17 protein-coding genes are annotated in these 15,190 nt (G+C 56.7%); 13 read left to right on the forward strand and 4 right to left on the reverse strand.

All coding sequences use genetic code 11. From position 1 onward, the window contains the following. Window positions 1-311: 311 nt before the first annotated feature. Window positions 312-695, forward strand: a complete 384-nt coding sequence (locus ACYQ54_RS27675) for a hypothetical protein (protein WP_460088220.1) — start codon at window positions 312-314, stop codon at window positions 693-695. A gap of 69 nt (window positions 696-764) precedes the next feature. On the opposite strand, the gene ACYQ54_RS27680 is transcribed toward ACYQ54_RS27675, so the two are convergent. The 4 genes from ACYQ54_RS27680 to repC all read right to left on the reverse strand — a co-directional run bounded on the left by ACYQ54_RS27680 (window position 765) and on the right by repC (window position 4,173). Next, window positions 765-1,544, reverse strand: coding sequence for a hypothetical protein (locus ACYQ54_RS27680; protein ID WP_460088223.1), 780 nt, complete (start codon window positions 1,542-1,544; stop codon window positions 765-767). A gap of 62 nt (window positions 1,545-1,606) precedes the next feature. Next, on the reverse strand, window positions 1,607-2,119 hold the full coding sequence (locus ACYQ54_RS27685) for a thermonuclease family protein (protein ID WP_460088225.1): 513 nt from the start codon (window positions 2,117-2,119) through the stop codon (window positions 1,607-1,609). A 168-nt stretch (window positions 2,120-2,287) separates the two neighbouring features. After that, entirely contained in the window at window positions 2,288-2,824 is a 537-nt protein-coding gene (locus tag ACYQ54_RS27690; RefSeq protein ID WP_460088228.1) for an RrF2 family transcriptional regulator, read from the reverse strand. Window positions 2,825-2,829: 5 nt separating this feature from the next. Continuing rightward, entirely contained in the window at window positions 2,830-4,173 is a 1,344-nt protein-coding gene (gene repC / locus ACYQ54_RS27695) for a plasmid replication protein RepC (protein WP_460088230.1), read from the reverse strand. A 648-nt stretch (window positions 4,174-4,821) separates the two neighbouring features. Between repC and trbB the strand changes: the two genes are divergently transcribed. From trbB to ACYQ54_RS27755, 12 genes are read left to right on the forward strand one after another with little or no spacing between them, the layout of a single operon-like run. After that, window positions 4,822-5,835: a P-type conjugative transfer ATPase TrbB gene (trbB, locus tag ACYQ54_RS27700; RefSeq protein WP_460088233.1), complete on the forward strand. Its 1,014-nt coding sequence runs from the start codon at window positions 4,822-4,824 to the stop codon at window positions 5,833-5,835. Next, on the forward strand, window positions 5,825-6,184 hold the full coding sequence (locus tag ACYQ54_RS27705; protein WP_460088235.1) for a TrbC/VirB2 family protein: 360 nt from the start codon (window positions 5,825-5,827) through the stop codon (window positions 6,182-6,184). Before trbB ends, ACYQ54_RS27705 begins: the two co-directional genes overlap by 11 nt. After that, window positions 6,177-6,473 (forward strand): conjugal transfer protein TrbD, encoded by a 297-nt coding sequence (locus ACYQ54_RS27710; protein WP_228933519.1) that lies wholly within the window; start codon window positions 6,177-6,179, stop codon window positions 6,471-6,473. The genes ACYQ54_RS27705 and ACYQ54_RS27710 overlap by 8 nt, the downstream gene beginning before the upstream one ends. 2 nt (window positions 6,474-6,475) lie before the next feature. Then, entirely contained in the window at window positions 6,476-8,923 is a 2,448-nt protein-coding gene (locus ACYQ54_RS27715) for a conjugal transfer protein TrbE (protein ID WP_460088238.1), read from the forward strand. Next, on the forward strand, window positions 8,901-9,692 hold the full coding sequence (gene trbJ, locus ACYQ54_RS27720; RefSeq protein WP_460088241.1) for a P-type conjugative transfer protein TrbJ: 792 nt from the start codon (window positions 8,901-8,903) through the stop codon (window positions 9,690-9,692). The genes ACYQ54_RS27715 and trbJ overlap by 23 nt, the downstream gene beginning before the upstream one ends. Window positions 9,693-9,696: 4 nt before the next feature. Continuing rightward, entirely contained in the window at window positions 9,697-9,939 is a 243-nt protein-coding gene (locus tag ACYQ54_RS27725; RefSeq protein ID WP_460088244.1) for a hypothetical protein, read from the forward strand. Between the two features lie 20 nt (window positions 9,940-9,959). Beyond that, window positions 9,960-11,177: a P-type conjugative transfer protein TrbL gene (trbL, locus tag ACYQ54_RS27730; RefSeq protein ID WP_460088247.1), complete on the forward strand. Its 1,218-nt coding sequence runs from the start codon at window positions 9,960-9,962 to the stop codon at window positions 11,175-11,177. 15 nt (window positions 11,178-11,192) lie between these two features. Further along, window positions 11,193-11,855, forward strand: coding sequence for a conjugal transfer protein TrbF (trbF, locus tag ACYQ54_RS27735; protein WP_460088249.1), 663 nt, complete (start codon window positions 11,193-11,195; stop codon window positions 11,853-11,855). 29 nt (window positions 11,856-11,884) lie between these two features. Continuing rightward, a complete protein-coding gene (gene trbG, locus ACYQ54_RS27740) occupies window positions 11,885-12,718 on the forward strand; it encodes a P-type conjugative transfer protein TrbG (protein ID WP_460088252.1) in 834 nt (277 codons plus the stop codon). A 2-nt stretch (window positions 12,719-12,720) separates the two neighbouring features. Further along, on the forward strand, window positions 12,721-13,185 hold the full coding sequence (locus ACYQ54_RS27745) for a conjugal transfer protein TrbH (RefSeq protein ID WP_460088254.1): 465 nt from the start codon (window positions 12,721-12,723) through the stop codon (window positions 13,183-13,185). A 12-nt stretch (window positions 13,186-13,197) separates the two neighbouring features. Continuing rightward, window positions 13,198-14,541 carry an IncP-type conjugal transfer protein TrbI gene (gene trbI, locus ACYQ54_RS27750; RefSeq protein ID WP_228933584.1) on the forward strand — a complete coding sequence of 448 codons (1,344 nt, stop codon included), beginning with the start codon at window positions 13,198-13,200 and terminating at the stop codon, window positions 14,539-14,541. Between the two features lie 48 nt (window positions 14,542-14,589). After that, entirely contained in the window at window positions 14,590-15,183 is a 594-nt protein-coding gene (locus ACYQ54_RS27755) for a hypothetical protein (protein WP_460088256.1), read from the forward strand. Window positions 15,184-15,190 lie beyond the last annotated feature (7 nt).

The raw sequence follows: 15,190 nt of genomic DNA on the forward strand, positions 1-15,190 counted from the left end.
ATGACCGCCTGCAGGGCGGCCTATTTGGAGATGGCAAGCGGAGAGCGCAGGGCGAAGCCCGGAGGCGGGAGGATCGTTACCGATGGCCGAGACGGGCGCTTGCGCCTGGCTCGGGGAGCGCAGCGACTAGAGCCGTGCCCAAAGGGTGCCGCCCAAATTCTCTTTACCTGTTGAGGACATTGACGAAAGCCGCAATTTCGCAATCGTGGTGCTCAGCTTCGCGGGGTCACATTAACCGGGGTTTGTTGCGACGACGGACAAGGCCATTTAAGCAGGCGACGTGGACCAGAATCCTGTGCGAGTGAAATATTTTGACTGACACTGATAACACCACGGACCTGCCGCCAGAAGACAAGATGGGCTTTGCTGTTCCGAAAACGCCGACCCATTCGCTCATGCTCTTGAACAGTTATATGCGGACCGACATGCTACAGCATATCCACTCGCGCCTTCATAAGATGAGGGATAGCGACAGGGATGGTTCACCGTTGCATCAAATGGCGAAAACCCTCGAGCAGGTCATCGACACTTGGGGTGACCTCAATCTGTTCGAGTGCTTTACCCGCAACCCCTTCCACATCGATCGGGATTACGAATTCCGGCCGGAGCAAGATTATCTCCACGACATCCGGCTAATGAAACATCACCTCAAATGCCACAGGAAAACGATCAAGGAGTTGGGTCGCTGGCACTGAACGGTGAGCTGCGAAGTCCCTTATGCAGGTTTTCTGTTCCGTTGCTATTCAGACCCCAAGCTTCGCATGTCAGGCTGCACCGCGCTTCGTGCGCCGGAACGTTTCTTTGTCCTCACAACAGTCTCTGAGTTCCGTGTCTTGCTGGAGCCGCTGATCCCAATGGCGGAACTCGGCAACAATGGCTTCACCGGCGCTGATATGCTCTTCTCTGCCGGGATGGTTATCGGCTCTCACGGCCCGGACCGTGATGAGACCCAGGTGCTGGAGATAGTCGAGTTTGCCCTTGAAGCTGTTGGGATGCATGTTCAGGCATTTCGCCAGTTTGGTCCGTGTAACGGGGCCGAATTGAGCGTTCAGCCGGGCGAGGAAGATAAAAAAGCCGATTGTTTGGAGCGCACAGGTCGGCGTCTCGCTTGCTCGCCGGCTTTCGCGTATCTGGCAGGATATGTGATGGATCAGCAGGCCGATATTGGAACCTTCGACGCGGGCGCCTTCCGGATCCCCGATCACGCGCTGCGCTTCCTTTAGGAAATCGACCATGGGCTGAGGAACTAAAAGCTCATGCCATTTCTTAAAGTGTTCCCGGTGTTCGACAACCTCGACCAGTTCGAGGCGTTTCAAATAGTCAAGTAGGTGCCGCACTCCAGTCGGCGTTACCCCGAAATATTCGGCAAGTCTGGGGGCAGAGACACTTTCTCCGCTCGCCTGGAACCAGGCTATGGCATTCAACAGACCATAGCATTTTAGGGCTTTGGATGATGTATCGCCTTTATTTGCGCAGTTTAGCAATTTGGAATAGGCGACCAAAAACAGAAGGGGGCCGGCGGGCAATTTGTTTTCTTGGTTCATTACGGCGTGAAACCTAATTTAATTGCGGAATTTGGCGTGGCTGCACCGCTCCGCCTCCTTACTCATTGGGTAAATGACTTTCGATAGGTCTGGCCGTCGAGTTTGAACGTGGACGACCAGATTCCGAGAAATTTTGAGCGGGCGATCTTTTCGAAAGACTCGTATTCGGGGACGATCAGAATGCCTTTTTCCCTGGCGGCGATCGCCATACCTTCCGCTAGTGCTTTTTTTGCGACATCGGACCCGTCCGGCAGGAAGCAGCGACCAAGAACGGTCGCGTATCCGCCAGCCCCTTCTTTGAGGCAACGAATGGTGTAGCCGAGCGTGTTTTCCGTCAGCCACCCCGCGGCCACAGCGCCGCAAGGCCACGAAATTCCTTGATAGTGGGCTCGCTGATTTATGGCGCACGCAGAAACGCCAAAAAGTTTCACGGTCAGACCACTTTCCACGATCTGGAAACTGGATCCGTCGATAACGCTGACTTTGCCTTCAATAGAATCCGCATGCGCGCCGGCGGGGACCAGCAGCACGTTTAGGAGGAAAAGATGGGAGGCAATACACTTTTTACGGGTCATGCATGCCATATGACAGCTCATTCACCCGCAAACAAGTCTTCAGTAGATCAATTTGTGTGATGATAATGATTTGACTAAATGGTCAACCATTTGAATGCCTTAGGAGAGATCTAGCTGCTATCCTTTACGTAAGGTTGCGCAGGATTCCGCCGCCCAATATCGATAATACTATGACGCATCGGTGAGCGACCGACTTTCTTTGCGCCGCTTGCTGTACCGCTCAAGGTCACCGCTGACCAATCCGTTGCTACTAATGTATTTTTCGGCGGCTCTACGGGCGACTTTTACGTTCACGTCAGTTTGCAGGTCAGCCAGACAGAACTTGTCAAAAATGCGAATAAACTCGTGGAGCGCTTGCTGGTACATGGGCTGCACCGCGCAATGGCCTTTCATGTAACAATCGCACCCTGCAGGATTGTCGCACTGCGCGAACTGCCAGCCACTTCGCTGTTCGCAGATCGAAATCACTTCCGAGACGAGAATATCGCTGATCGGTCGGGAGAGGAGGATGCCTCCGTATTTTCCGCTGCGCGTGTCGAGCAGTCCGGCCTTCGCCAAGCTCGATGTTGTCTCATTCACCGTTGACCGTTTGGTGTCGAGGACCTGACAGAGTTCGGGCGTCAAAACCCGGCGCGCTTTGTCCTCCTGAGCGTCGAGATAGAGAAAGAGCCTGACGGCCAAGTCTGAATGGCTTGAAAGTCGCATCTACATTAATTCCATGCGGCCGGCCCTTCCGGCCGATTGCCGTCCTTGGCCTTGTTCCAGTGGAAGAGCGACTTGGATAGGGCAAGCTGCCCGTTCTTCGCCTTCGTGATGATGCCGTTCAGATATGCGCCCGGAGACTGGATCAGTCCGGCTTCATGCTTTTCGAAAATGAGGGCGACGGCGACCGCGGCTTGTTCCCGGCCGAGCGCCAGGGTTGCTGCGCTCCAGGTGGAATCCGCGATCAACAGGTGTCCTCTCATCACAGTTTCGACCGTGTTTATTATGTCCGTCCAAGTCGGCACTTTGTCTGAAACTACCCATTCCTTAAATTGTGGGCAAAGCAAAAGCAAAGTTTTTGGATCCACGGGTTTTGCTGCAAGCTTTTCCGGTTGTTTTGGATCCGGGCGCCGCAAAGGCTCTTTCTCAGAGCCACTTTCATCGGCGAAGCCGATGTCAGAAGGGAATTGTTGTTCGGCGGAAGCCGAACGCCGTTTCGTGTACAAAGAAGAATCTGTTTTCTGGATTGTACTCTGTATGAAGGTGCCGCTAGTGGGACCCATGGGTGTCATTTCTGATACCCTGGAGGGCTCTTCTTCAGCGTTATCAACATCGCTGTCCCCGTGGGAAAACGTCTCGCTCGCGGCGGCATAAGCGGTTTTGACGCGCTCCAACAGAGTTTCCAGGGCGTCACACAGCTCGGCCAGCTCGTGGAGCGGAGCACTCGGCCGCCGTCGTTGAACGATCGCCTGAAGATCGCGGGTGCATCTGTCCCAGGGACCGGCAATGTGATGTTCGGATGCGGTTTCGATGATGCTGGCAATGAGCCTGCGGGAAATCGTGAACTTGCGGCTCAGCTCGCGATGCTGAACGGCCCGTTGTTTGTCCCGCTCGAACAGATCCTCCAGTTCGGGGGTTCTCAGACCGAGAGGGGAGAGGTCGATACCGAAGGACGACGCCAGCACGATCTTGCCGTTCTGATCGCGCTTTCCGAAGCGCTGCCCTTTGGGACTGTCTTTGAAGCTGATCAGTCCTGCCTCGGCAAGCTTACGAAAGTTGCGGCGCAGAGCGGACAGCTCGAAGGAACATTCGCAGACAAGGCGTGAGTTGTCGGGCCAGACGATTGGCCGGCTAAACCCGGTCCAGTCCTGCTCCTGGCTGAAACTGAGGAGTTTGTTCATGAGTTCGATCGCCTGGGAATTGAGCCGCAGGAGATGGGTAACGCGGTTGAATGCGGTGACGGCGCGTCTCTTATCGACGGCGGTCTGAGTGCCCCATTCGTCGGCAAGCGACATGGCATCGTTTATGGCAGGCGTGATCTTTCGCAGCCCGGACGGTCGTGGCTTCGGCATAGGGAATATCCTTTTTTAGACATGGCTTTCCCGTGCGCCGAAGAGGCGTTTTGCGTTGACTGATTGTCTGGAGATCCCTATTCTCAGATCATGTTTGGGAAATGATCGTCGAGTTGGCGCTCGAGGACTTTGAGAATAGGGCTTCCGTCGCTTCGGCTACGGGAGCTTTTTTCTTTTTAGGGCTGCCTCAATTTTCCTTTTAACACCATTTTTTTCGGTATTGATTGATTCATTGAATCTCGCTCAAGCTAGTCTTCCAATCGCCTCCGATCAAGTTTGAAGAACGTCCATCAAGCGTGTCTGCCGCTGCACAATTTTGAACGTGCAGCTCCACATTTTTGGACCTCCCGCTGCACACTTTTAAAACTCCCGTTGCACATTTTTGGTAGTACTATCAGTGACTAGTGCGGATTTTTCATCCTTGTAACCTCCACTTCGAGACACATGCACTAGGACAGGCGTCAATTCCTCACCGAAGGGTCCTTAAAAGGCTTGCGGCAGAGCCAAAAGTGAATACAACCCGACACGGAATTGTTGCACCCAGGGCATGAACACGCGTAAAAGAATATCGATACCGTTACATATCGCTTTATAGAGTGTTATCGAGCGGTTAAAACTCAGCCCGCTTAGACAAATCAAGGGGTGGTCATGGTGGCCGTTAAAGGTGGTGAAAGCCGTCGCAGGCTGATCGCCGGGCTAGAGGATTCGCTTGGGAAAGCGATCATGTCGGCGCTGTCGGAGCAGGACGTGGTTGAGATCATGCTCAATCCGGATGGGCAACTGTTCGTCGAGCGGGTCGGCAAGGGCATGGAGCCTTCCGGCGAGATGACGCCCCATGACGCCCAGATCATCATGGGCAAGGTCGCTCACGCCCTCGGTACGGAAATCACTTCTGACAGGCCGATCATTTCCGGAGAGTTGCCGATTGGGGGCCATCGTTTCGAGGGCCTGTTGCCGCCCGTCGTTTCCAAGCCCTCCTTCACGATCCGCAAGAAGGCATCGCTGCTCATTCCGCTTTCCAGGTACGTCGAGGACGGCGTGATGACGGACGGCCAGGCCGCCGTGATCCGTGATGCGGTTGCCGGCCGCAGGAACATTCTTGTCTCGGGCGGCACGGGCACCGGCAAAACGACCCTGACGAACGCGATCATCGGCGAAATGGTCTCGGTCGCTCCGGATCATCGCCTCGTCATTCTGGAGGACACAGCGGAAATCCAGTGCGCAGCCAGGAACGCCGTAATCTTGCACACGTCCGACACCGTCGATATGCAGCGGCTCCTGAAATCGACCATGCGCTTGCGTCCCGACAGGATCATTGTCGGCGAAGTGCGCGACGGCGCGGCGCTGACGCTGCTCAAGGCATGGAATACCGGCCATCCCGGCGGCATCGCCACGGTTCACTCCGACAATGCCTATACCGCACTGACGCGGCTCGAACAGCTCATTGCGGAAGTGTCTCAGCAGCCCATGAGCCAAGTGATTGCGGAAGCTGTTGACCTGATCGTCTCAATCGAGCGCTCCCCGGAAAAGGGTCGCATCGTTCGGGACATCGTGACCGTCTCCGGGTTCCGGGACGGCTCCTATGACGTCCACTCAGCCGTCCTACCCAAGTTCCAAACTGATATTTCCAACGAAAGGCAAGGGACCCTTCATGTCGCGTAATTTTGTGATTTTTCTAGGCCTGGCCGGGGCCGGACTTTTCTTCATCGAACCAGCCTTTGCCTCTGGTGGTGGTTCGCTTCCCTGGGAAGGCCCGCTTCAGCAAATCCAGGCATCCATCAACGGTCCTGTCGCCGGCGCTGTTGGCCTGATCGCGGTCGCGATCGCCGGCGGCATGTTGATCTTTGGCGGCGAGCTCAACGACTTCGCCCGCCGCATGGCTTACGTGGTTCTCGTCCTCGGGATCCTGCTCGGCGCCTCCACCATCGTCGGCCTGTTCGGGTCTTCCGGTGCCTCCATCGGCATCGCTCCCGAAGTGGAAGCGGCAACCGTGGAACCGGCTCATGGCTGACGCGCCGGGCCTCAACAGAGCGCGGATCCACCGCGCTCTTTCACGCCCGACACTGTTGTTCGGGGCAGACCGGGAGCTGGTGCTCGTGACCGGTCTTGCCTCGGTCATTCTGATTTTCGTGATCCTGAAACCCTATGCCGCCGTGCTCGGCGTAGCGATCTGGATCGTGGTGGTTGGCGTGCTGCGGATGATGGCAAAGGCGGACCCTCGGATGAGAGCTGTCTATCTGCGGCACGTCAAGTACCGCGCTTACTACCGGCCGACATCCACGCCCTGGCGGAAATACTGAACATGGTTGCTCTCAAAAAATTCCGGCACGTTGCGCCATCCTTTGCCGATCTTCTGCCTTATGCCGCACTGATCGACAACGGCATCGTGCTCCTGAAGGACGGGGGCTTGATGGCCGGCTGGTATTTTGCCGGGCCGGACAGCGAAAGCTCTACCGCATTTGAGCGGAACGAAGTCTCCAGGCAGATCAATTCGGTTCTTGCCCGCCTCGGCAACGGCTGGATGATCCAGATGGAAGCCGTGCGCATTCCCTCAACTGGATATCCGGACAAGGAAAGCTCGCATTTCCCGGACCCGATCACGGCGCTGATCGATGACGAGCGCCGGCAGCGTTTCGAAGCAGGGGAGGGGCATTTCGAAAGCCAGCATGCCCTCATATTGACCTACCGGCCGCCGGAGAAAAACAAGTCCAAGCTGGTCAAATACATCTATTCGGACGAAGCCAGCCGCAACACGTCATTTGCCTCCCGGACGCTTGAGCACTTCAAGACGACGATCCGCGAATTCGAACAGTATATTTCGAACGTCGTGTCGATCCGGCGCATGGAAACCCACGAAGTGCCGGAAAGAGAAGCGGGGAGGGCAGGGGAGAGGCGCGGCCGCTACGATGATCTGCTGCAGTTTGCCCGCTTCGCGCTGATCGGAGAAAACCATCCGATCCGCTTGCCCGACATTGCCATGTATCTCGACTATCTGGTGACGGCGGAATTCCATCACGGTCTTAACCCCATTATCGACGGCCGCTATGTCGGCGTCGTGGCGATCGACGGGTTCCCGGCCGAAAGCTGGCCTGGAATCCTCAATGCTCTCGATCTGATGCCGATCACCTATCGCTGGTCGAGCCGGTTCATATTCCTGGATCCGATCGAGGCGCGCGCGGTCCTGGAAAAGACACGCAAGAAGTGGCTGCAGAAGGTGCGGCCGCTGATGGACCAGCTCTTCAAGACCAATTCCGGATCGCTCGATCAGGACGCCATGGTGATGGTCGGGGAAACCGAGGACGCGATTGCCGAGGCGAACTCGCAGCTCGTCGCCTTCGGCCACTACACGCCGGTCATCGTGCTCTTCGACACGAACCAGGCGCGGCTTCAGGAGAAATGCGAGGCGGTGCGCAGGCTCGTGCAGAACGAAGGGTTTGGCGGCCGCATAGAAACCCTGAACACCACCGAAGCGTTCCTGGGAAGCCTGCCGGGTGTTTCCTATGCGAACGTTCGCGAGCCTCTGGTGAGCACGCGCAATCTCGCGGACCTCGCTCCACTCAACTCAGTCTGGGCCGGCTCTCCGGAAGCGCCATGCCCCTTTTACCCCGTTGGATCGCCGCCCCTCATGCAGGTGGCGTCAGGTTCCTCGCCGTTCCGGTTCAATCTCCATGTCGGTGATCTGGGGCACACGCTGATCTTCGGGCCGACCGGTTCGGGTAAATCGACGCTTCTGGCGCTGATCGCAGCTCAGTTCCGGCGCTATGAGAACGCGCAAGTGTTTGTCTTCGACAAGGGCAAGTCGATGTACCCGCTGACGCTTGCGGTCGGCGCGGATCATTATGACGTCGGCAAATCGGACACACTGGCCTTTGCGCCGCTCTCATCGCTTGAGGACGACACCGACAAGGCGTTTGCTGCCGAGTGGCTGGAAACCCTGATCGAAATGCAGGGCGTGAAGGTCTTGCCGGAGCACCGCAACGCGATCACGACGCAGATCGACTTGATGTCAAAGTCGCAGCGCCGGTCGCTGACCGACTTCGTGTCGGGCGTCCAGAACCGGGAGATCAAGGACGCGCTGCAATATTACACGGTGGACGGTCCCATGGGTTCGCTCCTCGATGCCGAAGAGGACGGCCTGGCGCTCTCCAAGTTCCAGACCTTCGAGATTGAGGAGCTGATGAACATGGGCGACCGGAACCTGATCCCGGTCCTGCTCTATCTCTTCCGCCGGATCGAAAAACGCCTGACCGGTGAACCAAGCCTGCTCATCCTGGACGAGGCCTGGCTGATGCTCGGCCATCCGGTGTTCCGCGACAAGATCCGGGAGTGGCTGAAAGTTCTCCGCAAGGCCAATTGCGCGGTGGTCCTGGCAACGCAATCGATCTCGGATGCCGACCGCTCCGGAATCATCGACGTTCTGAAGGAAAGCTGCCCGACAAAGGTTTGCTTGCCCAATGGCGAGGCTCGGGTTTCCGGAACGCGCGAGTTTTACGAAAAGCTCGGCCTCAACGAACAGCAAATTGAAATCATCGCCTCCGCGATCCCGAAGCGCGAGTACTACGTCACGTCTCCGGATGGGCGCCGGCTCTTCGACATGGCGCTCGGCCCGATCACGCTGTCCTTCGTCGGGGCGTCCGCCAAGGACGACCTCAAACGGATCGAAGACCTTCACCTCCACTACGGCGACAAATGGCCCACTGAGTGGCTCAAGCAAAGAGGAATTGCCAATGCCGAACAGCTTCTTGGCTAGATCGCTCGCCAGCGTTCTTATTGTGATCGGAATTGCAGGACCGGTCCAGGCTGGTGGCGCGGTCACCGGTGCAACCGAGTTCACCCAGATTCTCAACAACAGTGAGCTTATTGCCCTCGGCGGTCAGAACGCCGAGCAGATCGCCAATCAGGTGCAGCAAATCGGCAATCAGATCCAGATGATCGAAAACCAGATCTCCATCTACGAGAACATGCTGCAGAACACGCTCTCCCTGCCGATGCAGGTTTGGGGTGAGGTTGAACAGAACCTCGGCCAACTGCAGAGCCTGGTTCAAAAGGGTCAGGCCATGGCGTTCTCAATGGGCAACCTCGACGACACGCTGAAGCAGCGGTTCCAGAGCTACGCCGACTTCGCGAAGAACGGCCTGCCGGAAGGGCAGTCGTTTTCGACGATGTACCAAGGCTGGTCCGACACCAACCGGGACACGATTTCTTCGACCTTGAAAGCGGCCGGCTACACCTCGGACCAGTTCGCGACCGAAGAGGACACCATGCGCCAGCTCCGGCAGCATTCCCAATCCGCGGAGGGGCAAAAGCAGGCCCTGCAGGTGGGTCATGAGATTGCAGCCCAGCAGGTTGAGCAGATGCAGAAACTTCGCGGCCTTGTCTCTCAACAAATGACGATGATGGGCACTTGGTACCAGTCCGAACAGACGGCACGCGATCACACCAAAGCAGCTTCAGATCAGTTCTTCAAAAACCCGAACGTCTCTTCTGGGAACGGGCAAGACTTCAAACCTCAGTGGTAAACATATGACATTCAAACTTCCTATCGTTGTGTTGATCGCGCTTCTCGCGGCTGTTGCCGGTGCGGGCGCAACATACGTGATCGTCACGAAAACCGATCCCGAAGTTACTGAACTGCTGAGACGCCAAGTTGAGTTGGCGGACGAAGCAAAAGCAAAGCGTGAAGCTTCCCAGAAGGCCGCCAAAGAATTCTTCAAGGCGCCCGATATTGAACCGGGCAGCGGGCAGGATTTCAAACCTCAGTGGTAGGTAGGTAGGGGGCTGTGACTATGGCCAGGGGAAAGTTCGGACCGCTTTTGGGAACACTCGTTTTGGGAATGGTGTTCGCAAGCATATTTGCCTCGACTGGATTTGCCCAGAGCGGCGGGGCGCTGGATACTGTTCAAAACAGTTTGGCAAACGCCGCAAAGAGCTGGGAGTCCACGCTCATAAGCGGAGCAACATCTCTTTTCTGGCTGCTAGCCACGATCGAGATCGGCTTGGCGGCTGTCTGGCTTGGCGTGAACGCTGCCTCTCTGGAGGTCTGGGCGACAGAATTGGTCAAACGGATCATTTTTATCGGCTTTTTCGCATTCGTACTGACCCAAGGCCCACAGCTAGCAAAGGACATCGTTGATAGCCTTTGGGGGATCGGAAGCGGAAGTGTCTCGGGTAAACTCTCCCCTGCTGACCTCTTCGATACAGGTCTGCAGGTCAACGGCATCCTGAACGAGCAGATTCAAAATCTGGATTGGACTGCCATTGCTCAAGCATTGATGCTTGCCGGCTCCGGCCTCATCGTTCTCCTTTGCATGGCGTTGTTTGCGGCAGTTTTGCTCTCTGTCATCGTGGAAATGTACATCGGGCTTATCGCCGGCATGATCATGCTCGGTTTGGGCGGCTCGTCCTACACTAAAGACTTTGCCGTTCGCTACCTGATCTACGCCTTCAGCATCGGCATGAAATTGATGGCCCTCAGCATCATCGCCAAGACCGGTTCAAGTCTTTTGACGAACCTGGCGGCGGATCCGACCATGACGACAACCGCATCTGGTCCCGGCATGCTGGCAGCTATTGCGTTGGCGATGTTCGCGCTTTCAATCTTCGTTCCGAACATCGTCCAGGGCGTGGTTCAAGGCGTGTCCGCCGGCAGCGGTATGGAAGTCATTAGATCGGGACAAGGGACATCCTACTACGCTGGCGCCGCGTTCCGGCAAACCGCCAGCGTGGCGGGGGGAATTGCTGGAGCCGGGATCGGCGCGGCCGGATTGGCGTCAGGTTCTTATCAAGCTGGGAGAGCAGCGTCCGATGCCGGGCACTCGCCAGCCCGCAGTGTTGCGGCTGCATTTGGCACAGGTGGAAAAGCCCTAGCCTCTGCGGCCGCGGACAAGTTGACCGGAGCGCCGAGCGCTCACGGCTCCTCAACGCTTGGTCTCGCCAATCACAAGCTGAAGCAATCCCTTCCGAACAAACCAACTGGCGGCGGGTCTTCGCCCAAATCCTCCTGAGCAATAGGCAACTAGATGGCAAAACAAACTCCAATCGACAATCCCTATCTTGCCGCTCGGATGGAATGGAACGAGCGCTACGGATCGTACGTCCGTACCGCTCGCGTCTGGCAGGGCGTCGGCCTTATCTCGCTGGTAATGGCGACAATCGGCTTTAGTTTCGCGCTCTACCAGAGCACGCAAGTCAAACTCGTTCCCTATATCGTCGAGGTGGACAAGCTAGGCACACCCGCTATCGGTGGCTTCCCCGCTCAGATCGAATATGCCGACGAGCGCGTTGTCCGCTCCATGCTCGGAGCCTGGATCACCAATTTCCGCTCGGTCACCCCGGATACGGTGGTTGCCAAGGGATACATCGACCGGGTTTACGCGATGCTGCGGCAGACGGACGTTGCGACCCAAAAGGTCAACAATTTCTACCGAACGAACTCTCCTTTTGACCGGGCACAGTCTCGAACCGTGTCCGTCGAGGTGACGAGTATCGTCCCGCTCTCCAATCAATCTTACCAGATCGATTGGACGGAGATCGAACGGGACAGGAAGGGCAAAGAGCTTCAGACGAAGCGCTGGCGCGGAGTTGCAGCCGTGACTCTATCGCCACCACAGGATGAAGCTATCATCAGGCTTAATCCAATCGGTCTTTACCTGAAGGACTTCGATTGGACCGCGCAATTGTAAGCAAATCACACGCTCAGAGAGTGAGAGTTATGTTCCAGAAAATCCGACTGCACGCGGGCGTGTGCATGTTCGCGGCCGCGGCCGCTGTCACCGCCCTACCTGTTCAAGCGTTGGCTGCCGACTACACGGCAAAGGAGCTGCGCGCCCTCGGGCTTTCAAGCGACTGGCGCAACGGCCGCGGCGTCATCACCAAAGGTCCGGACGGAAAAGTCATCTATCTCTATGGCCAAGTGCAGCCAACGGTGGTTTGCGCTCCCCTGCAGGTCTGCGACGTGGAGCTGCAGCCTGGGGAAGCTGTTCGCAACGTCATGGTCGGGGATACGGTGCGCTGGAAGGTGGATCCGGCAACATCCGGGGGACCGGGGGGAAACTCAGTTCACCTGATCATCAAGCCGACTGAACCTGGGCTCGTCACATCCATGGTGGTGACGACATCGAGGCGCACCTATCAGATCAAGCTTCAAAGTGACAGTCACCGTTACATGGCCCGGGTGGGCTTCGATTACCCTGAAGACATCCAGGCGAAATTCGAAGCGGCCAATCGCCAGCTTGAAGCCAGCATCATCCCAGGCGCCGGCGTCCCTGCCGAAAACCTGGACTTCAAATATCACGTTCACGGGCAAGCCCGCTGGCGGCCGACACGTGTCTATTCGGACGGCACCAAGACTTACATCCAGTTTCCCTCGGGAATGGCGTCCGGGGATGCGCCGGTTCTTTACATCACCTCCGGGGGACAGAACCAGATCGTCAACTATCGCCTGAAGGGCAGCCTCATGATCGTGGATTACACGATCGACCAGGCGGTGCTCGTGTCGGGCGTTGGTTACAGCCAACAAAAAGTTCGCATCAATAGGGGAGGCTGATCATGTTGCACACTCGCCGCTCAATTCTGAAAGCCATCGGCATTTCGGCGCTGGTAACACCCATGGCCGGCTGCATGACGCAAAGTGGCTGGTTCAACCCGACAACAAGCGTTGACGCTGCCAATCTGTCGCCTTCAGCCGCAAGCATCGTCGCCGGCGACATGGTTGCGAAACTCTCTGAACATGTCGGAGCTGGAACGGGGACCATCTTCCTCAAGGCTGACAACTCCCAGTTCGGCCTTGCCCTCGAAAGTTCACTACGCGGATGGGGTTACGCGGTCGCTGAGGCCGACCAACAGCCATCGGGCGACACGATCATTCCCTTGGCTTACACGGTCGATTCCGATGCCGGGCAGATCTTCGTTCGCCTCACCACGCCAACCGTCGAGTTGGCACGGACCTATCAGGCAACGGCGGCCGGCGCGTCTCCGACAAGCCCTGTTTCCGTGCTGACGCGCACAGCGTAAGGGCCACCCTATATGAGCAATTCGGATTCCAATGTGCATCTGGCGGGTGACGACATTCGCGCCGACGATGAAGCTCCCAAGATTCGTCGCTTAAACCGGCTGCCGATATTTCTATTCATCGGGCTCGTTGTCGTTTTCGGTGTTGTGATCATCTATGGCCTCGCGAACCGCGGCATCACGTCGGGCGGCAGTATTGTCGAGGATGGAGGTGGCACGCCGGCAAGCGGTTTTGCGGACCAACTCAAGGCCGGCATCAGCAACGGCGTGATCGATCCCCCAGGGCAACCGATCACGCCGGTTCGGCCGGAACCAGTTGAAGTTGCCAAACCGGAAATCGTGCAAGCGCAGAAGCCGTATAGCAATCCGTTTCAGCAGCAGCCCGTCTCACCGGCCGCGGTGATCGAACCGCAGGAAACGGAGATAGATTGGCGCGAAAGGATGAAACGCCGCAACGAAGAGCAGGAAATGCAGGAATTGCAGCGGCAACGGATGAAGCGGCTGCAATCAATTGACGCGGCTTATGACAGTCCAATCGTCGTGAATATCGATGACCTGGAGGGGCAGGGGCAAGGATCGCAGACCATCCAGGGCAATCAGACAGGAAACGGGGCCTTTACGCGCAGCCCGTCTTCTCCGGATCTTCTATCGGCAGCCCTGCAGGCGGCTCAAGGCGGGTCTGCTAATGCGGATCCAAACGGACAATTCGGCAAACAGGATTTCTTCAATCAGGACATCTCGGAAGCCGGATATCTCGCGAACCGCGTTGTTCCGCAGCAATCACCCTATGAATTGAAACGCGGCTCGGTGATCCCGGCAACGCTCATCACCGGCATTAATTCGGACCTTCCCGGCCGGATCACCGGACAGGTCAGACAGAACGTCTATGATAGCGCGACCGGCCATCTGCTTTTGATCCCTCAAGGAACCAAACTGTTCGGCCGCTATGATTCCGATGTGTCGTTCGGTCAGAAGCGCGTGCTCGTCGTCTGGACAGATATCATCTTCCCAAATGGAGCTACCTTGCACATCGGCTCCATGGGGGGCGTTGACGGCGAAGGTTATGGCGGTTTCAAGGATAAGGTGAACAACCATTACCTACGCACCTTTGGGTCCGCAGCGCTTCTCGCAATTATCGGAACTGGAATTGATATGGCTGTTCCGGAGAGCTCTACGCTTTCCACCCAGGACACGGCCTCAGATGCCGCCCGACGCAACTTCGCGGAAGTGTTCGGCCGGGTGGTGGAGCGGACTATCAACAAGAACCTCGATGTCCAGCCGACACTTCAGATCCGGCCGGGATACAATTTCAATATTCTGGTCGATCAGGACATCATCTTTCCGGGATCGTATGGCTGACTATGCTGGAATACAGGAAGGCAATTGAACCAAGGAAGAGATGTTTCAATGGCTGAGGGCATAGCAAATTCAATAGGAGATTTTCTTCACGCTGCGGTGCTGGCCGTGGCACCTTGGCTATTCGAGGTACATTGGTTCACTTGGATTTTGTTGTCTCCCGTGCTGTTTCTGGCATACGCGATGTTCGCCGGGAAGCGCTCGAACAGTAAGTTCAAACGCCTAGAGTTGCCGGTTGAAATGAATCACGAAGCATTTCAACAAGCCGGTCTGAGAGTTTGTTACAAGGATGCGACGGTCTCGTTTCCTGGCGGAAGGACCTACCCTGTAACGGCCGTGCGATCACTACGATTCGAGAACTTCTTGAGGCCCAACCAAAAAAAGTGGTTCGCTTATATTGAAGTCGAGGACATGGAACAGCCGGTTTATACGTTCGCGTTTTCATATGGCTGGGTAGCGGAGCAATTTATTCCTCGCGTACGAATGGCTCTGGAGAAGGCAGGGGCGCTACCATTTCGCACTATCTCCTCGGAACACGTGGAGTTGATCGATCAACATCATATTGATCCGCGGAAAGGCTCCTACACGCCAACTGTCGTCGACGCAGGTACGGTCATAGAACTCCAGCCAATCCGCGAATGCTAATCGACAA

It is taken from the genome of Roseibium sp. LAB1 (assembly GCF_054658235.1).

What these genes read in the sequence shown, in the direction of transcription:
- trbG (WP_460088252.1), top strand. Translation starts at nt 11,885, where the DNA reads ATGTTCCAGAAAATCCGACTGCACGCGGGCGTGTGCATGTTCGCGGCC.
- ACYQ54_RS27685 (WP_460088225.1), bottom strand. Translation starts at nt 2,119, where the DNA reads ATGACCCGTAAAAAGTGTATTGCCTCCCATCTTTTCCTCCTAAACGTG.
- ACYQ54_RS27710 (WP_228933519.1), top strand. Translation starts at nt 6,177, where the DNA reads ATGGCTGACGCGCCGGGCCTCAACAGAGCGCGGATCCACCGCGCTCTT.
- ACYQ54_RS27745 (WP_460088254.1), top strand. Translation starts at nt 12,721, where the DNA reads ATGTTGCACACTCGCCGCTCAATTCTGAAAGCCATCGGCATTTCGGCG.
- ACYQ54_RS27725 (WP_460088244.1), top strand. Translation starts at nt 9,697, where the DNA reads ATGACATTCAAACTTCCTATCGTTGTGTTGATCGCGCTTCTCGCGGCT.
- trbL (WP_460088247.1), top strand. Translation starts at nt 9,960, where the DNA reads ATGGCCAGGGGAAAGTTCGGACCGCTTTTGGGAACACTCGTTTTGGGA.
- ACYQ54_RS27755 (WP_460088256.1), top strand. Translation starts at nt 14,590, where the DNA reads ATGGCTGAGGGCATAGCAAATTCAATAGGAGATTTTCTTCACGCTGCG.
- trbJ (WP_460088241.1), top strand. Translation starts at nt 8,901, where the DNA reads ATGCCGAACAGCTTCTTGGCTAGATCGCTCGCCAGCGTTCTTATTGTG.
- ACYQ54_RS27705 (WP_460088235.1), top strand. Translation starts at nt 5,825, where the DNA reads ATGTCGCGTAATTTTGTGATTTTTCTAGGCCTGGCCGGGGCCGGACTT.
- ACYQ54_RS27715 (WP_460088238.1), top strand. Translation starts at nt 6,476, where the DNA reads ATGGTTGCTCTCAAAAAATTCCGGCACGTTGCGCCATCCTTTGCCGAT.
- ACYQ54_RS27680 (WP_460088223.1), bottom strand. Translation starts at nt 1,544, where the DNA reads ATGAACCAAGAAAACAAATTGCCCGCCGGCCCCCTTCTGTTTTTGGTC.
- trbB (WP_460088233.1), top strand. Translation starts at nt 4,822, where the DNA reads ATGGTGGCCGTTAAAGGTGGTGAAAGCCGTCGCAGGCTGATCGCCGGG.
- trbF (WP_460088249.1), top strand. Translation starts at nt 11,193, where the DNA reads ATGGCAAAACAAACTCCAATCGACAATCCCTATCTTGCCGCTCGGATG.
- trbI (WP_228933584.1), top strand. Translation starts at nt 13,198, where the DNA reads ATGAGCAATTCGGATTCCAATGTGCATCTGGCGGGTGACGACATTCGC.
- repC (WP_460088230.1), bottom strand. Translation starts at nt 4,173, where the DNA reads ATGCCGAAGCCACGACCGTCCGGGCTGCGAAAGATCACGCCTGCCATA.
- ACYQ54_RS27690 (WP_460088228.1), bottom strand. Translation starts at nt 2,824, where the DNA reads ATGCGACTTTCAAGCCATTCAGACTTGGCCGTCAGGCTCTTTCTCTAT.